This window comes from Streptomyces sp. NPDC005784, assembly GCF_042871525.1.
Taxonomy (GTDB): domain Bacteria; phylum Actinomycetota; class Actinomycetes; order Streptomycetales; family Streptomycetaceae; genus Streptomyces.
The window spans coordinates 37,662-57,290 of record NZ_JBIAIQ010000031.1 but is presented as its reverse complement, the minus strand read 5'-3'; the positions used below and the strand labels follow the sequence as shown (position 1 = coordinate 57,290).

Annotated in this window: 18 protein-coding genes; 7 read left to right on the top strand and 11 right to left on the bottom strand. The window is 70.9% G+C overall.

Annotated features, from left to right (window positions below):
* Positions 1 to 129: 129 nt before the first annotated feature.
* The 5 genes from ACFYR3_RS34340 to miaA form a co-directional block, all read right to left on the bottom strand.
* Positions 130 to 1,626, bottom strand: a complete 1,497-nt coding sequence (locus ACFYR3_RS34340) for a M1 family metallopeptidase (protein WP_389285818.1) — start codon at positions 1,624 to 1,626, stop codon at positions 130 to 132.
* 543 nt (positions 1,627 to 2,169) lie between these two features.
* On the bottom strand, positions 2,170 to 4,365 hold the full coding sequence (locus tag ACFYR3_RS34335) for an HD domain-containing protein (protein ID WP_356784444.1): 2,196 nt from the start codon (positions 4,363 to 4,365) through the stop codon (positions 2,170 to 2,172).
* Positions 4,366 to 4,607: 242 nt separating this feature from the next.
* Positions 4,608 to 5,477: a diaminopimelate epimerase gene (dapF, locus tag ACFYR3_RS34330; RefSeq protein WP_355850186.1), complete on the bottom strand. Its 870-nt coding sequence runs from the start codon at positions 5,475 to 5,477 to the stop codon at positions 4,608 to 4,610.
* A gap of 144 nt (positions 5,478 to 5,621) precedes the next feature.
* Positions 5,622 to 6,176, bottom strand: a complete 555-nt coding sequence (locus ACFYR3_RS34325; protein WP_355850286.1) for a hypothetical protein — start codon at positions 6,174 to 6,176, stop codon at positions 5,622 to 5,624.
* Between the two features lie 107 nt (positions 6,177 to 6,283).
* Positions 6,284 to 7,222, bottom strand: coding sequence for a tRNA (adenosine(37)-N6)-dimethylallyltransferase MiaA (miaA, locus tag ACFYR3_RS34320; protein ID WP_355850183.1), 939 nt, complete (start codon positions 7,220 to 7,222; stop codon positions 6,284 to 6,286).
* Positions 7,223 to 7,404: 182 nt separating this feature from the next.
* Here miaA and ACFYR3_RS34315 point away from each other — a divergent pair, with 182 nt between their 5' ends.
* Positions 7,405 to 7,716, top strand: a complete 312-nt coding sequence (locus ACFYR3_RS34315; protein ID WP_389285815.1) for a hypothetical protein — start codon at positions 7,405 to 7,407, stop codon at positions 7,714 to 7,716.
* Between the two features lie 24 nt (positions 7,717 to 7,740).
* Complete coding sequence (locus tag ACFYR3_RS34310; protein WP_355850177.1) at positions 7,741 to 8,004, top strand: antitoxin; 264 nt, start codon at positions 7,741 to 7,743, stop codon at positions 8,002 to 8,004.
* Positions 8,005 to 8,380: 376 nt separating this feature from the next.
* On the opposite strand, the gene ACFYR3_RS34305 is transcribed toward ACFYR3_RS34310, so the two are convergent.
* The 4 genes from ACFYR3_RS34305 to ACFYR3_RS34290 all read right to left on the bottom strand — a co-directional run bounded on the left by ACFYR3_RS34305 (position 8,381) and on the right by ACFYR3_RS34290 (position 12,415).
* Entirely contained in the window at positions 8,381 to 9,151 is a 771-nt protein-coding gene (locus ACFYR3_RS34305; RefSeq protein WP_389285813.1) for a class III extradiol dioxygenase subunit B-like domain-containing protein, read from the bottom strand.
* 171 nt (positions 9,152 to 9,322) lie between these two features.
* On the bottom strand, positions 9,323 to 10,849 hold the full coding sequence (miaB, locus tag ACFYR3_RS34300; protein ID WP_355850171.1) for a tRNA (N6-isopentenyl adenosine(37)-C2)-methylthiotransferase MiaB: 1,527 nt from the start codon (positions 10,847 to 10,849) through the stop codon (positions 9,323 to 9,325).
* A gap of 133 nt (positions 10,850 to 10,982) precedes the next feature.
* Entirely contained in the window at positions 10,983 to 11,861 is an 879-nt protein-coding gene (locus ACFYR3_RS34295; RefSeq protein WP_355850168.1) for an alpha/beta fold hydrolase, read from the bottom strand.
* Positions 11,862 to 11,941: 80 nt separating this feature from the next.
* Positions 11,942 to 12,415: a MazG nucleotide pyrophosphohydrolase domain-containing protein gene (locus tag ACFYR3_RS34290; RefSeq protein ID WP_355850165.1), complete on the bottom strand. Its 474-nt coding sequence runs from the start codon at positions 12,413 to 12,415 to the stop codon at positions 11,942 to 11,944.
* 82 nt (positions 12,416 to 12,497) lie between these two features.
* Between ACFYR3_RS34290 and ACFYR3_RS34285 the strand changes: the two genes are divergently transcribed.
* A complete protein-coding gene (locus ACFYR3_RS34285) occupies positions 12,498 to 13,496 on the top strand; it encodes a TAXI family TRAP transporter solute-binding subunit (RefSeq protein WP_355850162.1) in 999 nt (332 codons plus the stop codon).
* Positions 13,497 to 13,676: 180 nt separating this feature from the next.
* Here ACFYR3_RS34285 and ACFYR3_RS34280 read toward each other — a convergent pair whose 3' ends face one another.
* Together ACFYR3_RS34280 and ACFYR3_RS34275 are read right to left on the bottom strand one after the other, a co-directional pair.
* On the bottom strand, positions 13,677 to 15,083 hold the full coding sequence (locus ACFYR3_RS34280; RefSeq protein ID WP_355850159.1) for a HAMP domain-containing sensor histidine kinase: 1,407 nt from the start codon (positions 15,081 to 15,083) through the stop codon (positions 13,677 to 13,679).
* A gap of 9 nt (positions 15,084 to 15,092) precedes the next feature.
* Positions 15,093 to 15,779, bottom strand: coding sequence for a response regulator transcription factor (locus ACFYR3_RS34275; RefSeq protein ID WP_355850156.1), 687 nt, complete (start codon positions 15,777 to 15,779; stop codon positions 15,093 to 15,095).
* Between the two features lie 285 nt (positions 15,780 to 16,064).
* On the opposite strand from ACFYR3_RS34275, the gene ACFYR3_RS34270 reads away from it, so the two are divergent.
* The 4 genes from ACFYR3_RS34270 (at position 16,065) to ACFYR3_RS34255 (ending at position 19,533) form a co-directional block, all read left to right on the top strand.
* Complete coding sequence (locus ACFYR3_RS34270; protein WP_355850153.1) at positions 16,065 to 16,841, top strand: amino acid ABC transporter ATP-binding protein; 777 nt, start codon at positions 16,065 to 16,067, stop codon at positions 16,839 to 16,841.
* Positions 16,842 to 16,944: 103 nt separating this feature from the next.
* Positions 16,945 to 17,787 carry a glutamate ABC transporter substrate-binding protein gene (locus tag ACFYR3_RS34265; RefSeq protein ID WP_355850149.1) on the top strand — a complete coding sequence of 281 codons (843 nt, stop codon included), beginning with the start codon at positions 16,945 to 16,947 and terminating at the stop codon, positions 17,785 to 17,787.
* 187 nt (positions 17,788 to 17,974) lie between these two features.
* Entirely contained in the window at positions 17,975 to 18,643 is a 669-nt protein-coding gene (locus ACFYR3_RS34260) for an amino acid ABC transporter permease (protein ID WP_355850283.1), read from the top strand.
* Complete coding sequence (locus tag ACFYR3_RS34255; RefSeq protein ID WP_389285809.1) at positions 18,640 to 19,533, top strand: amino acid ABC transporter permease; 894 nt, start codon at positions 18,640 to 18,642, stop codon at positions 19,531 to 19,533. The genes ACFYR3_RS34260 and ACFYR3_RS34255 overlap by 4 nt, the downstream gene beginning before the upstream one ends.
* Positions 19,534 to 19,629 lie beyond the last annotated feature (96 nt).

The window sequence follows — 19,629 nt, the reverse complement described above, 5'->3', positions numbered from 1 at the left end:
GGTCGCATGGCACGGCCCGTCTCGTCACGCGACTTATCGGGACCCGCCGGACACCCGCGGGCAGCACTCCCGCTGGGTGCCGCCGGGCGCCCGGTCGCGTCGATGCACGCGCCGCGGGGCGCAGCTTTCTCACGCGCGCTTGCGTGCCTTCGGGGCGTCGCTCTTCCAGTCCGGGTGCCCCGGCATCGGCGGTGTCTTCTTGTCGTACAGCCACGCCTTGAAGAACCCGGTCAGATCGCGTGCGGCGACGGCGCTGGCGAGGTCCACGAAGTCGGCCGTCGAGGCCACGCCGTCGCGGTTGACGCCGACCCACGTCCGCTCCAGGCGCTCGAAGGCCGGGCGGCCGATCTCCTGGCGCAGCGCGTACAGGGCCAGGGCAGCGCCGTCGTAGACGTTCGGGCGGAAGATGCTGATCTTGTGGCCGGGCTTGGGCCCCTTGGGCTCGGCGGGCGGTCCGCCGGAGGCGCGCCAGGAGTCGGACAGCCGGTAGGCCGCCTTCATCCGCTTCTCCATCGGCTTGTTCGCCTTCTCCTCGGCGTACAAGGCTTCGTACCAGGTGGCGTGCCCTTCGTTGAGCCACACGTCGGACCAGGTGCGGGGGGTGACGCTGTCGCCGAACCACTGGTGCGACAGCTCGTGCACCATGATCGACTCGACGTACCACTTCGGGTACGCGGGCTCGGTGAACAACTCCTTCTCGAAGAGCGAGAGCGTCTGCGTCTCCAGCTCGAAGCCCGTCTGCGCCTGGGCCATCAGCAGCCCGTAGGTCTCGAAGGGGTACCGCCCGACCTTGCTCTCCATCCAGGCGATCTGGCCGGGGGTCTTGCGGAGCCACGGTTCGAGGGCCGCGCGGTCGGCGCTGGGGATCACATCCCGTACGGGCAGCCCGTGCGGCCCCTGCCGGCGCAGCACGGCGGAGCGGCCGATGGACACCTGGGTCAGCTCGGTGGCCATGGGGTGCTCGGTCCGGTACGTCCAGGTCGTGGCCCCGCGGGCCCGGTGGGTGCCCTCGCGAAGACCGTTCGCGACGACCGTGTACACGTCGGGGGCAGTGACGTGGATGGTGAACATCGCCTTGTCGGAGGGGTGGTCGTTGCACGGGAAGACCAGGTGCGCGGCGTCGGCCTGGTCGGCCATCGCGAGCCCGTCCTTGGTCCGTACCCAGCCGCCGTCCTGGCCCTTCGCGCTGATCGGGTCGCTGGTGTGCCGCACGGTGATGCGCAGCGGGCTCCCTGCGGGCAGCGACTCGGCCGGTGTCACCACGAGATCGTCGCCGGCCTTCGCGAAATCGGCCGGGACTCCGTTGACCTCGACCGATCGCACCGTTCCGTGCGCGAAGTCGAGGTTGACGCGGTCGAGCGGGGCGGTGGTCAGAGCGTCGATCGTGGTGACGGCCTTGAGCGGCTTGTCGTTGCTGCCGGAGTAGGTGAAGTCGAGGTCGTACGACTCGACGTCGTACCCGGGGTTGCCGAGGGTGGGGAAGAGGCGGTCACCGACCCCCAGGGGCACGGCCGGGTCCGGGGCGCTCGCGGCGATCAGGCAGACGGAGACGGCCGAGGCGAGCAGGGCCGCCGTGACGCGGCGACTCCTCGGGCGTGCGGGCGTGGGGGTGGGGTTGAGCGGCATGGACCACCGCTACCAGCGCGCGCCGGTTCCGCGCCGACGACTCGCGCCCGGCCCACCCGAACGGGTCGGTCCGGAGACTCGTTGGGGCCAGCGTCGTGCGGCAGCCGACGGGTGCCGGCCCGCGGCAGCCGCCGTCGGGCGCCCAGCGCCTGGCGCCCGGTGTCCGGCGCCCGACTGGGCCACGAGCGCCCGGCGCCTATTGGGGGGCCGTCGCCCGGTGCCTACGGGACGCCCGTCGTGCGGTGCCCAGGGCAGCGGTCGTCCGGTGCCTACGAGGCGGCCGTCGTACCGTGCCTGCAGGGCCTCCGTCATCCGATGTCTGCAGGGCCTCCGCCGCCCGGTGCCTACAGGGCGCCCGTCGTGCGGTGCCCACTGGGCAGCGGTCATCCGGTGCCTGAGAGGCTCCGTCGTCCGGTGCCCGCTGGGCAGCGGTCGTCCGGCGCCTACGGGGCTGCCGTCGTACCGTGCCTGCAGGGCCTCCGTCATCCGGCGCCTACTGAGCGGCCGTCATCCGGTGCCTGCGGGACTGCCGTCGCCACGTGTCTACTGGGCTGCCGTCGCCGGATGTTGGGCTCGGCTCACGTCGTACACGCCGGGTACATTGCGCATCGCGCGCATCAGGCCCTGGAGGCGGGCCGCGTCCGGGAGTTGGAGTGTGTAGGTGTGGCGCACGCGCTGCTGGCTCGGGGGTTCGACGGTCGCGGAGACGATGGCGACCCCCTCCACCGCGATGGCTTCCGTGAGGTCCGCGAGCAGGTGCGGGCGTCCGAAGGACTCGGCGACCAGGGTGACGCGGCACTCGGTGGTGTCCCCCCAGCGCACACCGACCTCCGGGCGCCCCGCGCTCTTCATCCGCGCCGCTCCGGCGCACTCCACGCGGTGCACGGTAACCACTCCCCCGCGTACGGCGAAGCCGGTCACCTCGTCGGGCGGTACGGGCGTGCAGCAGCCGGCCATGCGGACGGATGCGCCGGGCGGGTCGGCGACGGCACTCGCGGGGCGGGCGACCTGTGCCTCGGTGGGGCGGGCCGGGGCCTCGGCGGACGGCCTGGGGCCCGTGGCGGAGGTTCTGGACGCCTCCTCGGCGCCGGGTGCGGGGTGCGTGGCCATCCAGCGCTGGATGGCGATCCGCGCGGCGGCCGTGTGCGCGTGCTCCAGCCACTCCCTGGACGGCTCGGAGGCGGGGTCCTGGCCCATGAGGAGCTGAACGGTGTCGCCGTCCTTCAGGACCGTACTCAGCGTCGCCAGGCGGCCGTTGACGCGGGCGCCGATGCAGGCGTGCGCGTCCTCGCCGTACTGCGCGTACGCCGCGTCGACGCAACTGGCGCCCTCCGGAAGGCCCAACGAGCCTCCGTCGGCGCGGAAGACGGTGATCTCACGGTCCTGGGCGAGGTCTTCGCGGAGCGTCGACCAGAACGTGTCCGGGTCCGGGGCGCCCTGCTGCCAGTCGAGCAGCCGGGAGAGCCAGCCGGGGCGGGTGGGGTCAGCGCGTTCGCCGTCGAAGGGGCGTTCGGCACCACCGTCGGGCTGTTCCTCCGAGGGCGGCGCGTAGGGATTGCCGAGCGCGATGACTCCGGCCTCGGCGACCTTGTGCATCTGGTGTGTGCGGATGAGGACTTCGGCGACCTGGCCGTCGCCGCGGGTGACGGCCGTGTGCAGCGACTGGTACAGGTTGAACTTGGGGACGGCGATGAAGTCCTTGAACTCCGACACCACCGGGGTGAGACAGGTGTGCAGTTCGCCGAGGACGCCGTAGCAGTCGGCGTCCTCGTTCACGAGCACCAGGAGGCGTCCGAAGTCGGCGCCGCGCATGGGGCCGCGCTTGCGCGACACCCGGTGCACGGAGACGAAGTGCCGTGGCCTTATGAGGACTTCGGCCTGGATCCCGGCGTCCCGCAGGACCACGCGTACCTCCTCCGCGATCTCCGCGAGCGGGTTGCCGTCGCGGCTGTCGTTCTCGGAGATGAGCTCCCGGGTGTGCGCGTACTCCTCGGGATGCAGGATCGCGAAGACGAGGTCTTCCAGTTCGGTCTTGAGTGCCTGCACGCCGAGGCGCTCGGCGAGCGGGATCAGTACGTCCCGGGTCACTTTGGCGATCCGCGCCTGCTTCTCGGGGCGCATGACGCCGAGGGTCCGCATGTTGTGCAGCCGGTCCGCGAGTTTGATCGACATCACCCGGACGTCGTTGCCCGTCGCGACGAGCATCTTCCGGAAGGTCTCCGGTTCGGCGGCGGCGCCGTAGTCGACCTTCTCCAACTTGGTGACGCCGTCGACCAGATAGCAGACCTCGTCGCCGAACTCCGCACGCACCTGATCCAGCGTCACTTCCGTGTCTTCAACGGTGTCGTGGAGCAGGGAGGCGGTCAACGTCGTGGTCTCGGCGCCGAGTTCGGCGAGGATCAGCGTCACGGCGAGCGGGTGCGTGATGTACGGCTCGCCGCTCTTGCGCATCTGGCCGCGGTGCGAGGACTCCGCGAGCACGTACGCCCGGCGCAGGGGCTCCAGTTTGGCGTCGGGATGGTGGGCGCGGTGGGCCTCGGCCACATGCCCGATCGCGTCCGGCAGCCGGTCGCGGGTCGCGGGCCCGAGCAGTGCGGCCCGCCCCAGCCGACGCAGGTCGATCCGGGGCCGCGCCTTCTTGCGGTGCGCCGGGGGCACCGCCGGCTCCAGCGAGGCCGAGCGCTGGGGGGCGGGCGTTGCAGGGCCTGGCGTCGCGGGATTCGTCGCCTCCGCACTCATGGGCACCTCCGGCTGCGTAAGACCGGCGGACGGGTGCCCCATGGCGTACTCGGCTCAGGGGATGGTGTCGATCCCCCGTCCGGGCCGGTGCTTGATGCTACCGACCCCACCACGCCCAGTTGACCGCCTCTCGCCGAGCGTGAAACGGATCACCCATTCGAGCGAAGGTTTTTGGGTTTACCGTTTCGAACTTCTGGAAGAGACGGCATGGACGTCCGACGAGTGACGTCGGCCGCGCGGGCTCAGCGCAGGGCGCCGTCCAGCCACTCCGCGTCGATCTCGCCCTCGGCGACGATCACCGCGGGACCCGTCATCTCGATCTCGCCGTCCGCGCGCTCGGTGATCACCAGGCGTCCGCCGGGCACGTCGACGGTGTACGTCGCCGGGGTGCCGGTCACGGCGGGGTCGGCGTTGTCGCGGCGGGCCGCGGCGACGGCCACGGCACACGCGCCGGTGCCGCAGGAGCGTGTCTCGCCGGAGCCGCGCTCGTGGACCCGCAGGGCGACATGGCGCGGCCCCCGGTCGACCACGAACTCGACGTTGACCCCGTCCGGGTAAGCCGAGGCCGGGGTGAACGGCGGCGGCGTGAACAGATCGCCGGCGTGCGCGAGGTCGTCCACGAAGGCGACGGCGTGCGGGTTGCCCATGTTCACGTTGCGCGCGGGCCAGCTGCGCTCGCCGACGCTCACCGTGACCCCTCCCTCGGGGAGGAGCGCCTTGCCCATGCCGACGGTGACGTCTCCGTCCTTGGCGATGTGCACGGGCTTCACTCCCCCGCGCGTGGCGACCGCGATGTCGCCTTGGGCCACATATCCGGCGCGGTGGAGGTAGTGGGCGAACACACGCACTCCGTTGCCGCACATCTCGGCGACCGAGCCATCGCCGTTGCGGTAGTCCATGAACCACTCCGCCTCGGCCGCCATCTGCTTGGCCTCGGGGTGCGCGGCGGACCGCACGACGTGCAGCAGACCGTCGCCGCCGATGCCCGCGCGGCGGTCGCAGAGAGCGGCCACAGCGGCGGGAGGCAGGTCGATGACGTTCTCCGGGTCCGGGACGATCACGAAGTCGTTCTCGGTCCCGTGTCCCTTGAGGAAGGCGATCCGCGTGCTCATTCCTCGATCGTACGGGGTCGGTACGACAGTCCGGCCGGCGCGGGGCGGTGTCGGAACGGCACTCCCGTCCACTCCGGGACGAGGTCTCCCGCAACACGCCCGGCCCGGATCGGGCCCGCGTCCTGGTGGACCGGGCCCGTGGGGTCAGCGCAGTCGGGCCACTCGCCCCACGGCGAGCACGGCCACCGCGGCGACGACCACGATGTACGCGATCACCACCCGCCAGTCGGCGCGTCGGCCGGAGCCACGCGGCGGGAAGCCGGGCAGGGCGTAGCCGACCCGGCGGGCGGCCATCATGCCCCAGCCGGCGGCGCACAGGCAGATCAGCAGCCCGAGCATGGCGACCACGGCACCGCCGTCTCCGAACTCGAAGGCGAGCGGGAAGGCGAACATCAGGGAGCCCGTCGCGGCCAGCGCCACGATGGGCGCGAGCTGCCAGATGCGCAGCAGACGCTGCGGGCGCAGCTCGACCTCGACCTCCGGCTCGGGGGACATCGCGCCGGGCTCGGGGCCGTCGGCGATCACCCCGCCGGGGGTGTCCTCGGGGCCGTCGGAGCTCAGTCGCTCTCCGCCCAACTCCGGCTCGACGCCGGGATCGGCGTCCGGGTCGATGCTCAGACGAACTCCGTCCGGATCAGCACCGTACTCAGTGCCTCGTGACTCAGTGCCTCGTGCAGTGTCGCGAGGGCCGGCCTCCATCGCCACGCGCCCTCCCAACTCGGACTTCACTGGTCGATCGAAGCTTGATGATGGCACGGCACCGGAGGCCCGGATGACGGCCGGAGCGTCCCGATGCCATGACGTGATCAGGCTGTGACCGGTCGTTCGACCAACGCCAGTGCGAGTTCCGGGAGTTCCGTGAGGTCCGCCGCAGCCCCACTTAGCCAATGCACCCTGGGGTCGCGCCGGAACCATGAATCCTGACGGCGCGCGAAGCGCTTGGTGGCGCGAACGGTCTCGGCGCGGGCCTCGTCCTCGGTGCACTCCCCGGCGAGCGACGCGAGGACCTGCTGATACCCGAGCGCGCGTGACGCTGTGCGCCCCGCGCGCAGGCCGTGCGCCTCCAGAGTGCGTACTTCGTCCACGAGCCCGGCCTCCCACATCCGGTCCACCCGGCGCGCGATGCGCTCGTCGAGCTCGGGACGCGCCACGTCGACACCGATCTGGAGGGTGTCGTACACGGAGTCGTGGCCGGGCAGATTGGCAGTGAAGGGCTTGCCGGTGATCTCGATGACTTCGAGCGCGCGGACGATACGACGGCCGTTGCTGGGCAGGATCGCCTGGGCGGCGCCGGGGTCGGCCATGGCGAGCCGCGCGTGCAGCGCTCCGGAACCGCGCAGAGTCAGCTCCTCCTCCAGGCGGGCGCGCACCTCGGGGTCGGTGCCGGGGAACTCCATCTTGTCGACGGCCCCGCGGACGTAGAGTCCGGAGCCGCCCACCAGGATCGGCCAGCGCCCCTCGGCGAGCAGCGCGTCGATGCGGGCGCGGGCGAGCCGCTGGTACTCGGCGACGCTGGCCGTGACCGTCACGTCCCAGACGTCCAGGAGGTGGTGCGGGATGCCGCCGCGCTCGTCGGGCGTCAGCTTGGCGGTGCCGATGTCCATCCCTCGGTACAACTGCATCGAGTCGGCGTTGACCACCTCGCCTCCGAGGTGTCTGGCGAGGAAGACGCCCAGATCGGACTTTCCTGCCGCGGTCGGTCCGACGACGGCGATGACCCGGGGGGCGGGGGGTGCGCTACTCACGGTCCCAGTCTCGCAAACCCGGGGACCTCTCCTCCAACGAGCTACGTGACGCCAGGGGTCCGGGTTCGTTCCCTCTTGCGAGGTTCCAGCCGCCGGTTTCGAGAACCGGTGATCCGGGTGACGCAATGAGACTCACCGGGCAACGCGGAATTTCGCCCTCACGAGTAACGTATGGAGCGGATATGAGCGTTTTTGAACGGCTTCTCCGGAGGTCAAAGGCTACGGAGGAGGCGCCCGCAGAGGTGCGGGCCGCCGCGCAGCCGGCCGCCGCCGAGGCGGAGGTGTCGGTGGCGGTGGAGGCGCAGGGGTCGTCCGAGGCGCAGGGGTCGTCCGAGGCGCAGGGGTCGTCCGAGGCGCAGGGGTCGTCCGAGAACGAGGGCGTGGCGACGGCGGGGACCGCCGGGGCCGCCACCACCGAGGACGTCGACATCCCCAAGCAGCAGACCGCCGAGCAGGCCGCCGACAACGAGGCCGGCAAGGGCTCCCGCACGTAATTGTCCCGAGAGGGAAGGCGAACCATGGGTCTGATGGACAATCTGAAAGCCAAGCTGGAGCCCGCCAAGGACAAGGTCTCCGGGCTCGCGCAGCAGCACGGGCACAAGGTCGCTCACGGCCTCGACAAGGCCGCGAAGGTGGTCGACGAGAAGACCAAGCACAAGTACAGCGACAAGATCCAGACGGGCACGGGCAAGGCGAAGGACGCCATGGACCGCCTCGCACACAAGGACGGCGGCGGAGCCGCGAGCCCGCCGGACATGCCGACCCCGCCTCAGACGTCCTGAACAACCCGCACGTCGACGGACGGCCGCGAAGCGCTCAGACTGCTTCCGGCCGTCCGCCGTGTCCGGGCCGCCCTGGCCGTCCGCCGTGTCCGGACCCCCATGGCTGACCGCTCGACGGGGCCCCCGTCGCCGACCGTTCCACCGGGCCCCCGTCGCCGACCGCTCGTCCGGGCCTTTACACGGCTGACGGCTCGTCCGGGCGGCGACGGCTGACGCGGTGTCCGGGGCCGGTGCGGCTGACGGCGCGTCGGCGCGTCCGTCCCCGGGAGCCGGCGGCGAGTGCGTGGGGCGCACGCCGGCCGCACATCACGCCCGTACGGCCCAAGGCGCCGTGACGTTCTCGTCGCGGCTCCGGCACCAGCACCGGCTCCGGCTCCTACGACCAGGCCGCCACCAGGTATCCCACCCCGTACGGAGCATCGTCGTAGAGCAGGGCGCCGCCGAGCCCGGCGCCCTCGGCCGCGCCCGCGAGGACCTGCCAGGGGGCCCGCCCCGCGGCCTTCAGCTCGTACGCCAGGGAGGTGTCCAGCGCCTTGAGGGCTGCGACGTCCGCCGCCCCGAGCGCCCGCGCGGCCTCCGCGTCGAAGTCCGCCGCTCGCTCGTCGAGATAGCCCGGCGCCTTGAGCGTCCTGCACGCGCTGGCGTCACCCATCACCAGCACGGCCACCCGTCCGGCCCGCCCGCCGATGTGCTCCCCGGCCTGGATGCACCGCTCGGTCTCCAGGGACTCCCCGACTCCGAGCCCCTCCACCGGGGCGTCGGACCAGCCGGTGCGCCCCAGCAGCCAGGCGGCGACGGCGAGGGAGGTCGGCAGTTCGCGTTCCGAGGCATCGGCACTCGCCCCGGCCGCGTCGGGGTTCACGCTCGCCCCGTCGGGGTTGGCGCGCGCCGCGTCCGGGCGACCGAGACATACGTCGAGGTCGACCCCGAAGCCGCTGAAGGAGCCGCGTGTGCCCTCCGGATGCGGTCCGCGGCCGCTCTCCTCGGCGGGGCCGACGACCACCAGCAGGTCGGGACGGGAGGCGGCGAGCACACCCAGCGCGTCCGTGCAGGCCGCCCGCGCGGCGTCCAATTCGGGTGCCGCGCCGACGGCGACGTCGGGGACGAGCAGCGGAGGGCAGGGGCAGACTGCGGCGGCTACAAGCATGAGCCGCAGCGTAACGCCGCCCACCGACGATCTGCCCTGTTCCCACCCCGTTTCCACGGACGGGCGGGCGTGAACACGCCACTGCCCGCCCTGCGGGCGTCCGGCGTCCCGCTGCCGTCCCGACCCGTCGGTCGCAGCCGCTGCCGCTGCCCGCGGCGGCGTCCCGACCCGTCAGTCGCAGCCGCAGCCGCTGCCCGCGGCGACCGGCAACGGCTCCGGGGCGCCGATCTTCGGCAGGCCCAGCATGACGCCCGCCGGCTTGGCGGTCTCGGCGGCGTTGCGCTTCTCCCAGGCGTCCCCCGCGCGCGTACGGCGCACGTCCAGGACGGCGCCCTCGGCGAGCAGGTGGTGCGGGGCGGCGTACGTGATCTCGACGGTGACCACGTCGCCGGGGCGGACCTCTTCGTCGGGCTTCGTGAAGTGGACCAGCCGGTTGTCGGGGGCGCGGCCGGACAGACGGTGGGTGGCGCCGTCCTTGCGGCCCTCGCCCTCGGCGACCATCAGCTCCAGGACGCGGCCGACCTGCTTCTTGTTCTCGTCCCAGGAGATCTCCTCCTGGAGGGCGACGAGACGCTCGTAGCGCGCCTGGACGACCTCCTTGGGGATCTGCCCCTCCATGGTGGCCGCCGGGGTGCCGGGGCGCTTGGAGTACTGGAACGTGAAGGCCGCCGAGAAGCGGGCCTCGCGGACCGCGTGCAGGGTCTGCTCGAAGTCCTCCTCCGTCTCACCGGGGAAGCCCACGATGATGTCGGTGGTGATCGCCGCGTCCGGGATGGCGGCCCGGACGTTCTCGATGATCCCGAGGAAGCGCTCCTGGCGGTACGAGCGGCGCATCGCCTTCAGGACGGTGTCCGATCCGGACTGCATCGGCATGTGCAGCTGCGGCATCACGTTCGGCGTCTCCGCCATGGCGGAGATCACGTCGTCGGTGAAGTCGCGCGGGTGCGGCGAGGTGAAGCGGACGCGCTCCAGCCCCTCGATCCGCCCGCAGGCCCGCAGCAGCTTGCTGAAGGCCTCACGGTCGCCGATGTCGCTGCCGTACGCGTTGACGTTCTGGCCGAGGAGGGTGATCTCGGAGACGCCCTCGCCGACCAGGGCCTCGATCTCGGCCAGGATGTCGCCGGTCCTGCGGTCCTTCTCCTTGCCGCGCAGCGCCGGGACGATGCAGAAGGTGCAGGTGTTGTTGCAGCCGACGGAGATCGACACCCAGGCGGCGTACGCGCTCTCGCGGCGGGTCGGCAGCGTGGAGGGGAAGGCCTCCAGGGACTCGGCGATCTCGATCTGCGCCTCCTCCTGGACGCGGGCGCGCTCCAGGAGGACGGGCAGCTTGCCGATGTTGTGCGTGCCGAAGACGACGTCCACCCAGGGCGCCCGCTTCACGATGGTGTCGCGGTCCTTCTGGGCGAGGCAGCCGCCGACGGCGATCTGCATGCCGGGGCGCTTCGTCTTCATCGGGGCCAGGCGGCCGAGGTTGCCGTAGAGCTTGTTGTCGGCGTTCTCGCGTACGGCGCAGGTGTTGAAGACGACGACGTCCGCGTCGCCGTCCGAGCCCTCGGACGCCCGCACGTAACCGGCCTCTTCGAGCAGCCCGGAGAGCCGTTCGGAGTCATGGACGTTCATCTGACACCCGTAGGTGCGCACTTCGTACGTCTTGGATTCCTGAACGTCCACTGCCTGACTCCGGTCGCCGCTGCTCATGTGACAAGGGTAGGCGGTGCCCGGAGTACGTCCGGACGTCGGAGCCCGTGCACCCGCCGCCGCCGCCGAACGCGGCCCGTCGCCCGTCACGCGACGTGCGGCCTCCGGCACCCGGTGTGCGAAATGTGGCTGATCACTCGCCCAGTCCGACGAACCGCTCCGCGACCGTCCTCGCGGCCGTTCCGAGCAGGATCGTGTAGTGGTTGGAGCCGTCCAGCAGCTCGGCGGGGAGGCTCCCGGACCGGCCGGTCCAGCGTTCGACGACGGACGCCTGCAGCATGGGCGGCTCCTGGCCGAGCAGTCCGAGCGGCGCGTGCAGCAGCAGCGCCGGGACGCGGAGCCCTGTGAGGTCGGCGGCGAACAGGTCGGCGGACGTCAGCAGATCGCGCCCGTCGTGCCGCACGGCCTCCTCGCGCGCCTTCGAACGCCGGGCGCCCCGGGGCCCTGTGACGTCGTAGCGCACGTACGTCTCGATGTCCGCGTTCCAGTGGGGGCCGAGCGCCGGATGCGCGCGGAAGAAGTCGACGTAGGCCCGGTCGGTCTCGTACGTCCGGCTGAGGCGGGCCAGCGCGGGGCCGAGGGTGTCGTCGAGGATCGCGTCGAGGTCGGCGCCGGGCGGCACGGGCAGTGGCAGTCCGCCGTCGACGAGCAGCAGCCGGTCGAACAGCCCGGGCCGGCGCGCGGCCGCGCGCAGCGCGGCGTACGCGCCCATCGAGTGCCCGGTCAGGGCGACCGGACCGCCCGCGCCCAGGGCCTCCGCCAGGCGGCACAGATCCAGGGCGTGCCGGTCGAGGCCGTACGGGCCCGGGGTGCCCGCGCTGCCGCCGCGGCCTCGCAGGTCGGGCGCGAACAGGCTCCACCCTTCGGGGAGTTGACGGGCCATGGCACGAAAGGACATCCCGGACGCGGTGATGCCGTGCGCCGCGAGAGCGATCCGCGGCCCCCTGCCGAACCGCAGGACACGGAGGGTTCCGCCCTCGACGGGCAGATCGAGTTCGGCCGGCTCGTTCATGCGATCTCCTGGTCGTCGCTGGTGGGTCCCCGACGGTGGCGGCGGACGTGCAGCCTCCCCCGTCGGGGCGCCCCCGGGTGTTACGCGTCGGGCGCGCGCCACCCCTGCCGCCGCAGCACCTCCGACACGTCCGGTGCCCGGTAGTGCTCGCCCTTGAGTACCTTCCCGTCGGCCCTGCGGGTCACGTGCCCGTCGGGGCCCAGCTTCGTCATGTTGGCCCGGTGGATCTCGGCGATCACCGCGTCGAGGTCGATCCCGTGGACGAGGGCCGTGCCGTACGCCACGTACACGACGTCGGCGAGCTCGTGCGCCAGCCGGTCGAGCGGGCCGTCGACCGAGACCTCGGCGACCTCGGCCGCCTCCTCGGCCAGCAGCTCACCGCGGTGTGCGGCGAGCTCCGGGGAGACCTCCGTCGGGGCGGCGCGGACTTCGAGACCGAAGGCGAGATGGAACTCACGGACCAGGGAAGCCGGGGAAGCCGGGGAAGGTACCGGGGAGCCGGGAGCTACCGGAGAAGCGGGCGGCGGGATCTGCGACGGGGAGGACGACTGCATTCGGCGAGCCTACCGATCCGCCGGAACCCCTTCGTGGGACCGGCCCTGGCCAGGACCGCCCGGGGCTGGCAGGATCGCGCGCATGTTCCAGGCACTCCCCCGTATCGGCCGGCGCCGCGCGCTGTTCGGCTCGACGGCCGTCCTCGCGGTGGTCGGGCTGCTGCTGTGGTGGCTGCTGCCGCTGGGCGAGGAATCCCCGAGCGGGACGATCACCTTCAGTACGGGCACCCGGACCGGGGTCTACCAGATGTACGGCAAGCTCCTCCAGGGCGCCATCGCCAAGGACATGCCCCACCTGAACGTGAAGCTGGTGAGCAGCGACGGATCTCAGCAGAACGTCCGGCGGGTGGCCACGGGCGAGGCCGACTTCACCATCGCGGCGGCCGACGCCGTGGAGACGTACATCCTGCAGAACAAGCCGGGAGCGGGCCGGCTGCGCGGCTGCTCGCGGCTCTACGACGACTATGTGCACCTGGTGGTCCTGCGCTCCTCGCCGGTGCGGTCCGTGGCGGACCTGAAGGGCAAGAGGGTCGCCGTCGGACCGGGCGGTTCCGGGGTGCGGTTGATCGCGGACCATGTGCTCCAGGCGGCGGGTCTCGACCCCGACACGGACATCAAGCCCCTCCCCGACGGCATCGCGGACATGCCCAGCCTGCTCGAGCACCACAAGATCGACGCCTTCTTCTGGTCGGGCGGCCTGCCGACCAACGCCGTTCAGGAGCTCTCAAGGACCAACGACATCCGGCTGGTGCCGATCGGCAGCGACCTCGTCGAGAAGCTGCACGAGCAGGGCGGCGCCTCCCGCTACTACCGGTCCGCGGTGATGCCGGCCGACGCCTATCCCGAGGCGCAGCGCGGCTCCTCGGTGCAGACGCTGGCCGTGGCCAACTTCCTGATCACCCGGGAGGACGCGGACCCGAAGCTCACCGAGGAGCTCACCCGCACCGTGATTGCCAGCCGCGACCACATCGGCGAGTTGGTGCACGCGGCCCAGCTGGTGGACCTGCGCACGGCGATCTACACGGACCCGCTGCCCCTGCACGAGGGCGCGCGCCGCTACTACCGGTCGATCAAGCCGTAGCGGTACCGCGGCGCCGAGGGCCACTGAGCCGCGGTGCCACTGGCTGCAGAGAAGCAGCTCCGCCGACCGCAGAAGCCGCGCCGCCACCGGCCACAGAAGAAACAGCTCCGCCAGCCGCTGAAGCCGCGCTGCCACCCGGTTCCGGCGAGGGCCGCCCCGTGCAGCGCCCCCCGCGATCTGTCAGGTCACCGGCCCCGACCTCGGTACCGTCACCGTCACCCGCAGGCCGTGCGGCTCGTGGTGGTCGTACGCGATGGAGCCGCCGCCCGCGGCGAGCAGGGCCCGCGAGATGGACAGGCCGAGGCCCGAGCCCTTGACGTTCTGGTGGACCGCGCTGCGCCAGAAGCGGTCGCCGATGCGGGCCAGGTCATCGTCGCCGAGGCCGGGGCCGCCGTCGGTGACCACGACGGTCGAGGACTCGCCGTTCGAAGCGACCGTCACCTCGACGCTCTCCCCCTCGGGCGTGAACTTGACCGCGTTGTCGATCACCGCGTCCAGGGCGCTGGACAGCGTGACGGGGTCGGCCCACGCGGTGGTGGGCGGACAGTTCCCCGCCAGCCGTACGCCCCTGCTCTCGGCGACCGGCTGCCAGGACGCCACGCGCTCGGCGGCCAGCGCGCCGATGTCGGTGAGACGCACATCGGCCTCGGCGTGCTCGGCGAGCGCCAGGTCGAGCAGGTCGTCCAGCACCTGGGTGAGGCGCTTGCCCTCGGTGCGGACCGAGGCGATCTCCTCGTTGCCCTCGGGGAGTTCGAGGGCGAGCAGCTCGATGCGCAGCAGCAACGCCGAGAGCGGGTTGCGCAGTTGGTGCGAGGCGTCGGCGACGAAGGCACGCTGTTGTTCCAGCACGTCCTCGACGTTGTCCGCCATCTCGTTGAACGACCGTGCCAGGCGCTGGAGTTCGGGCGGTCCGCCGGCAGGCGCGACCCGGGACTTCAGACGGCCGGTCGCGATGTCGTGAGTGGTGGCGTCGAGAACACGCACAGGCTTGAGCACCCAGCCGGTGAGGCGCAGCGCGGCGCCGAGCGCGAGGAGCATCGCGGCGATCTCGCCGGCGCCGATGATCAGCCAGCCGTGCAGGGTCTTGGAGCGCATCTGCCCGGTGGGCGAGTCGGTGACGACGACGCCGATGACGTCGCCGTCCCTGATGACCGGGGAGGCGACGACGAGACGGTGGTGCTGCCAGGGCCAGACCTGTTCGGGGTCGTGGCTGCGGCGGCTGACGAGCGCCTCGCTGAAGGCGTCGCGGGCCACGCCGGTCCTGGGCAGGAGCCAGGTCTCCGGCGCGTTGGCCATGGGCTTGTCGTTGCGGTAGAAGACGCCGGCCCGGATGCCGTACACCTCGTAGTAGCGGGCGAGTTCGGTGCGCAGGGTCTCGCCGCGTTCGTCCGGGAAGCCCCCCTGGGAGCGGCTCGGAGGCTCGGTGACGTACTGGGCGAGGGCAGCGAAGCGCGCTGTGTCGTCGATGCGGTCGACGACCACGCGCTGCTGCTGCGCCGCCGCGACGCTCACCGCGAGCGGGACGCCGAGCGCGAGCAGCACGGCCGCCATCAGGACGATGAGCAGCGGGAGAAGACGTGTGCGCACCCGTGCCCGCTACGAAGCCGGGGCGACGAGCCGGTACCCAACGCCGCGTACGGTCTCGATCAGCGCCGGCATCCGCAGCTTGGAGCGGAGCGAGGCGACATGCACCTCCAGGGTGCGCCCGGTTCCTTCCCAACTGGTGCGCCAGACCTCGCTGATGATCTGCTCCCGGCGGAACACGACGCCGGGGCGCTGGGCGAGCAGCGCGAGCAGATCGAACTCCTTGCGGGTCAGCTGGACCGTCGAACCGTCCACGGTGACCTGGCGGTTGGGGAGTTCGATGCGTACCGGGCCGAGAAGCAGCAGGGTCTCGCCGGGGGACGAGGCGTCGTCGTGGGCGGTGCGCCGGGCGACGGCGTGGATCCGGGCGAGCAGTTCCCCGGTGTCGTAGGGCTTCACCACGTAGTCGTCGGCGCCGAGGTTGAGGCCGTGGATGCGGGACCGTACGTCCGCGCGCGCGGTGACCATGATCACCGGCGTGGCGGTCCGCTTGCGGATCTTGCCGCAGACCTCGTAGCCGTCCTGGTCGGGCAGTCCGAGGTCGAGCAGGACGACACTGAAGCCGTCGCTCTCCGGGACCAGTGCCCGCAGGGCCTCCTCGCCACTGCGGGCGTGGGTGACGTCGAAGCCGTGCCGTGCCAGCACCGCGGACAGGGCGGCGGCGACGTGATTGTCGTCCTCGACGAGGAGCAGTCTCATTCCGACCCCCTCCGGTTCATCGGTCGTACGATCTCTTTTATGGAGCTTGGTGCACACTGCGCGTGCACCAAGGAAGTCACGCCGATGGACAAGGACGGCGTCAAGGGGCTCCGGGTTGCTCGGGGCTTCCGTTACCCAGCCGGTACGCGCGTCTGTACGGACTGCTACGACACGTGTCCGATTGCTACCGGATCGTGATGCTCAAGTTCCCCTCAGATGTAATGACGCTGGTCATGCGGCGTCACTACTGTCCTCCGAAACCGAGGAGGACGGAGCCCAAAAGCGATGACCGAAGTATCGGTGGCCAAGGACGCCATGGCCGCGACCGACGAACTGGTCGTCCTGAAGAGCGTCAACAAGCACTTCGGCGCGTTGCACGTGCTCCAGGACATCGACCTGACGATCACCCGTGGCGAGGTCGTCGTGGTCATCGGGCCCTCCGGGTCCGGGAAGTCCACCCTGTGCCGCACCATCAACCGCCTGGAGACGATCGATTCGGGTGACATCTGGATCGACGGCAAGCCGCTGCCCGAGGAGGGCAAGGGGCTCGCCCGGCTCCGGGCCGATGTGGGCATGGTCTTCCAGTCCTTCAACCTCTTCGCGCACAAGACCGTGCTCGAGAACGTGATGCTGGGGCAGATCAAGGTCCGCAAGACCGGCAAGCAGGCGGCGGAGGAGAAGGCCCGCGGGCTGCTCGACCGCGTCGGCGTCGGTTCGCAGGCGGACAAGTACCCGGCGCAGTTGTCGGGCGGCCAGCAACAACGCGTCGCCATCGCGCGGGCGTTGGCGATGGACCCCAAGGTCATGCTCTTCGACGAGCCGACCTCCGCACTGGACCCCGAGATGATCAACGAGGTCCTCGAAGTCATGCAGCAGCTCGCCCGGGACGGCATGACGATGATCGTCGTCACCCATGAGATGGGCTTCGCTCGTTCGGCTGCCAACCGAGTCGTCTTCATGGCCGACGGCCGCATCGTCGAAGAGGCTGTGCCGGACCAGTTCTTCAGCAATCCGCGCAGCGACCGTGCCAAGGACTTCCTCTCGAAGATCCTGCACCACTGATGTCCCCGCGCGTGGGGATCCTGACGTCCCCACGCGCGGGGGACCACTCACGTCACCGCCCGTCGACGGCCCGTACTTCACCCTTACTCGAAGGATGTTCACCATGAAGCTCCGCAAGGCAGCCGCCGTCTCGGCCGCCGTACTCGCGCTCGCCGTGACCGCCACCGCGTGCGGTTCGAGCGACAAGAACGACAGCGGGTCCTCGCCCTCGGGCGGCGGCAAGATCAAGGTCGGCATCAAGTTCGACCAGCCCGGTCTCGGCCTGCAGCAGCCGGACGGATCCTTCGCCGGTTTCGACGTGGACGTCGCGACCTACGTGGCCAAGCAGCTCGGATACAAGCCCAGCCAGATCGAGTTCATCCAGACCAAGAGCGCCGACCGCGAGAACGCGCTCGCCCGCGGCGACGTCAAGTTCATCGCGGCCACCTACTCGATCACCGACGAGCGCAAGCAGAAGGTCGACTTCGCCGGCCCGTACCTGCTGGCCCACCAGGACCTGCTCGTCAAGACCGGCTCGAACATCTCCAAGGGCACGGACCTCAACGGCAAGAAGCTCTGCTCCGTGACCGGTTCCACCTCGGCGCAGAACGTCCAGAAGACGATCGCTCCGAAGGCCAACCTGCGCGAGTACAGCGGCTACTCGGAGTGCATCGCGGGCCTGCAGAGCGGCGCTGTGGACGCGGTGACCACCGACGACTCGATCCTCGCGGGCTTCGCCGCACAGGACAAGTACAAGGGTCAGTTCAAGCTCGCCGGTCTCAAGCTGAGCAACGAGAACTACGGCATCGGCGTCAAGAAGGGCGACACCGCGACGGTGAACAAGATCAACGCCGCGCTGGAGAAGATGGTGAGCGACGGCTCCTGGCAGAAGGCGGTCGAGAAGAACTTCGCCCCCGCCGGCTACAAGAACGAGCCGGCCCCGAAGATCGGCGTGATCGTCAAGTAGCACAAGGGACTTGACTGCCGTCGAGTAACGCAGGGGATCACCGGGTCACGCAGGAACCCTCGGGCGCGGGAATCCGCGGTTCCCGAGGGGTTGTGCAGGTGTGCCGCCGCCCGCCGCGATCACGGCGGCGGCACACCGCGGCCACCCCGTCCGTCACGTACGCCACCACCCGGAAGCGCGGGAGATCGTGTTCGACTTTCTTCAAGGTTATGACGTCCTGGGGGCGTTCTGGATGACGGTGAAACTCACCGTCATCTCCGCCCTCGGCTCCCTGGTCCTGGGCACCCTGCTGGCCGCGATGCGGGTCAGCCCGGTCCCGCTCATGCGCGGCTTCGGCACCGCCTACGTGAACATCGTCCGGAACATCCCCCTGACGGTCATCATCGTCTTCAGTTCGCTCGGCCTCGCGGACATCTTCGGTGTGACGATGGGCGCCTCCGACGACTTCAAGCTCCAGGGCTTCCGGCTCGCGGTGCTCAGTCTCGTCGGCTATCACGCGGCCTTCGTCTGCGAGGCGCTGCGCTCCGGCATCAACACCGTTCCGGTCGGGCAGGCCGAGGCGGCCCGCGCGATCGGGCTGAGCTTCAGCCAGACCCTCCGGCTCGTCGTGCTGCCGCAGGCGTTCCGTTCGGTCATCGTCCCGCTGGCGAACGTGCTGATCGCGCTGACCAAGAACACGACCGTGGCCGCCGCCATCGGCGTGGCGGAGGCCGCCACCCTGATGAAGACGATGATCGAGAACGAGGCCCAGACGGTCCTCATCGCCGCGGTCTTCGCCTTCGGGTTCGTGGTCCTGACCCTGCCCACCGGCCTCCTCACGGGCTGGCTGGGCAAGCGACTGGCGGTGAAGCGATGACCTCCGTTCTCTACGACGCCCCCGGCCCCCGCGCCAAGCGCCGCAATGTGCTCCTCTCGGTGCTCTTCGTCGTCCTGCTCGCCCTTCTCCTGTGGTGGGTCTGGACGGCGATGGACGACAAGGGCCAGCTGAAATGGTCCCTGTGGGAACCGTTCACCACGGCGGACGCCTGGAGCACGTATCTGTGGCCGGGTCTTCTCGGCACACTGAAGGCCGCCGCGCTCAGCATGGTGATCGCCCTCCCCCTGGGCGCCGTCTTCGGCATCGCGCGCCTGTCCGACCACCGCTGGGTGTGCGTTCCGGCAGGTGCCGTGGTCGAGTTCTTCCGGTCGATCCCGGTCCTGCTGCTGATGCTGTTCGCGAACGAGCTCTACGCCAAGTCCGCGAACATCGCGAGCGAGGACCGCCCGTTCTACGCGGTCGTCACCGGTCTGGTGCTCTACAACTCCTCGGTCCTCGCCGAGGTCGTACGGGCGGGCATCCTCGCGCTCCCCAAGGGACAGACCGAGGCCGCGTACGCGATCGGCCTGCGCAAGGGCCAGACGATGACCAGCATCCTGCTGCCGCAGTCGGTCACCGTGATGCTCCCGGCGATCGTCGGCCAGCTCGTCGTCATCGTGAAGGACACCGCGCTGGGCGGCGTGATGATCGGCTACGGGGAACTCCTCACCTCGCGCAGCACGCTCGCGGCCAACTACGCCAACGTCGTCCCGAGCTTCATCGTGGTCGCCGTCATCTTCATCGTCCTGAACTTCACGATCACCAGCTTCGCCTCCTGGCTGGAGGGCAGGCTGCGCCGAGGCAAGAAGACGACCGGCGCGGTGCTCTCGGCGAACGACGCGTCGATCGCAGGTACGGCGGCGACGGGAGCGGGTGGGGGCGGCGAATAGGGTCGCGGTCTGACGAATCGTCCGAAGAACAGTCGACCAGTGTGACCGGCGGGGCCAGTGGCATGATCGCCGCTGCCCCCGTCACTTGACGCAAGC

Coding starts and splice junctions, on each gene's coding strand:
- ACFYR3_RS34295 (WP_355850168.1), bottom strand. CDS start 11,861: ATGAACGAGCCGGCCGAACTCGATCTGCCCGTCGAGGGCGGAACCCTC.
- ACFYR3_RS34310 (WP_355850177.1), top strand. CDS start 7,741: ATGGGTCTGATGGACAATCTGAAAGCCAAGCTGGAGCCCGCCAAGGAC.
- ACFYR3_RS34290 (WP_355850165.1), bottom strand. CDS start 12,415: ATGCAGTCGTCCTCCCCGTCGCAGATCCCGCCGCCCGCTTCTCCGGTA.
- ACFYR3_RS34340 (WP_389285818.1), bottom strand. CDS start 1,626: ATGCCGCTCAACCCCACCCCCACGCCCGCACGCCCGAGGAGTCGCCGC.
- ACFYR3_RS34325 (WP_355850286.1), bottom strand. CDS start 6,176: ATGGAGGCCGGCCCTCGCGACACTGCACGAGGCACTGAGTCACGAGGC.
- ACFYR3_RS34265 (WP_355850149.1), top strand. CDS start 16,945: ATGAAGCTCCGCAAGGCAGCCGCCGTCTCGGCCGCCGTACTCGCGCTC.
- miaB (WP_355850171.1), bottom strand. CDS start 10,849: ATGAGCAGCGGCGACCGGAGTCAGGCAGTGGACGTTCAGGAATCCAAG.
- dapF (WP_355850186.1), bottom strand. CDS start 5,477: ATGAGCACGCGGATCGCCTTCCTCAAGGGACACGGGACCGAGAACGAC.
- ACFYR3_RS34255 (WP_389285809.1), top strand. CDS start 18,640: ATGACCTCCGTTCTCTACGACGCCCCCGGCCCCCGCGCCAAGCGCCGC.
- ACFYR3_RS34315 (WP_389285815.1), top strand. CDS start 7,405: ATGAGCGTTTTTGAACGGCTTCTCCGGAGGTCAAAGGCTACGGAGGAG.
- ACFYR3_RS34275 (WP_355850156.1), bottom strand. CDS start 15,779: ATGAGACTGCTCCTCGTCGAGGACGACAATCACGTCGCCGCCGCCCTG.
- ACFYR3_RS34305 (WP_389285813.1), bottom strand. CDS start 9,151: ATGCTTGTAGCCGCCGCAGTCTGCCCCTGCCCTCCGCTGCTCGTCCCC.
- ACFYR3_RS34335 (WP_356784444.1), bottom strand. CDS start 4,365: ATGAGTGCGGAGGCGACGAATCCCGCGACGCCAGGCCCTGCAACGCCC.
- ACFYR3_RS34285 (WP_355850162.1), top strand. CDS start 12,498: ATGTTCCAGGCACTCCCCCGTATCGGCCGGCGCCGCGCGCTGTTCGGC.
- ACFYR3_RS34270 (WP_355850153.1), top strand. CDS start 16,065: ATGACCGAAGTATCGGTGGCCAAGGACGCCATGGCCGCGACCGACGAA.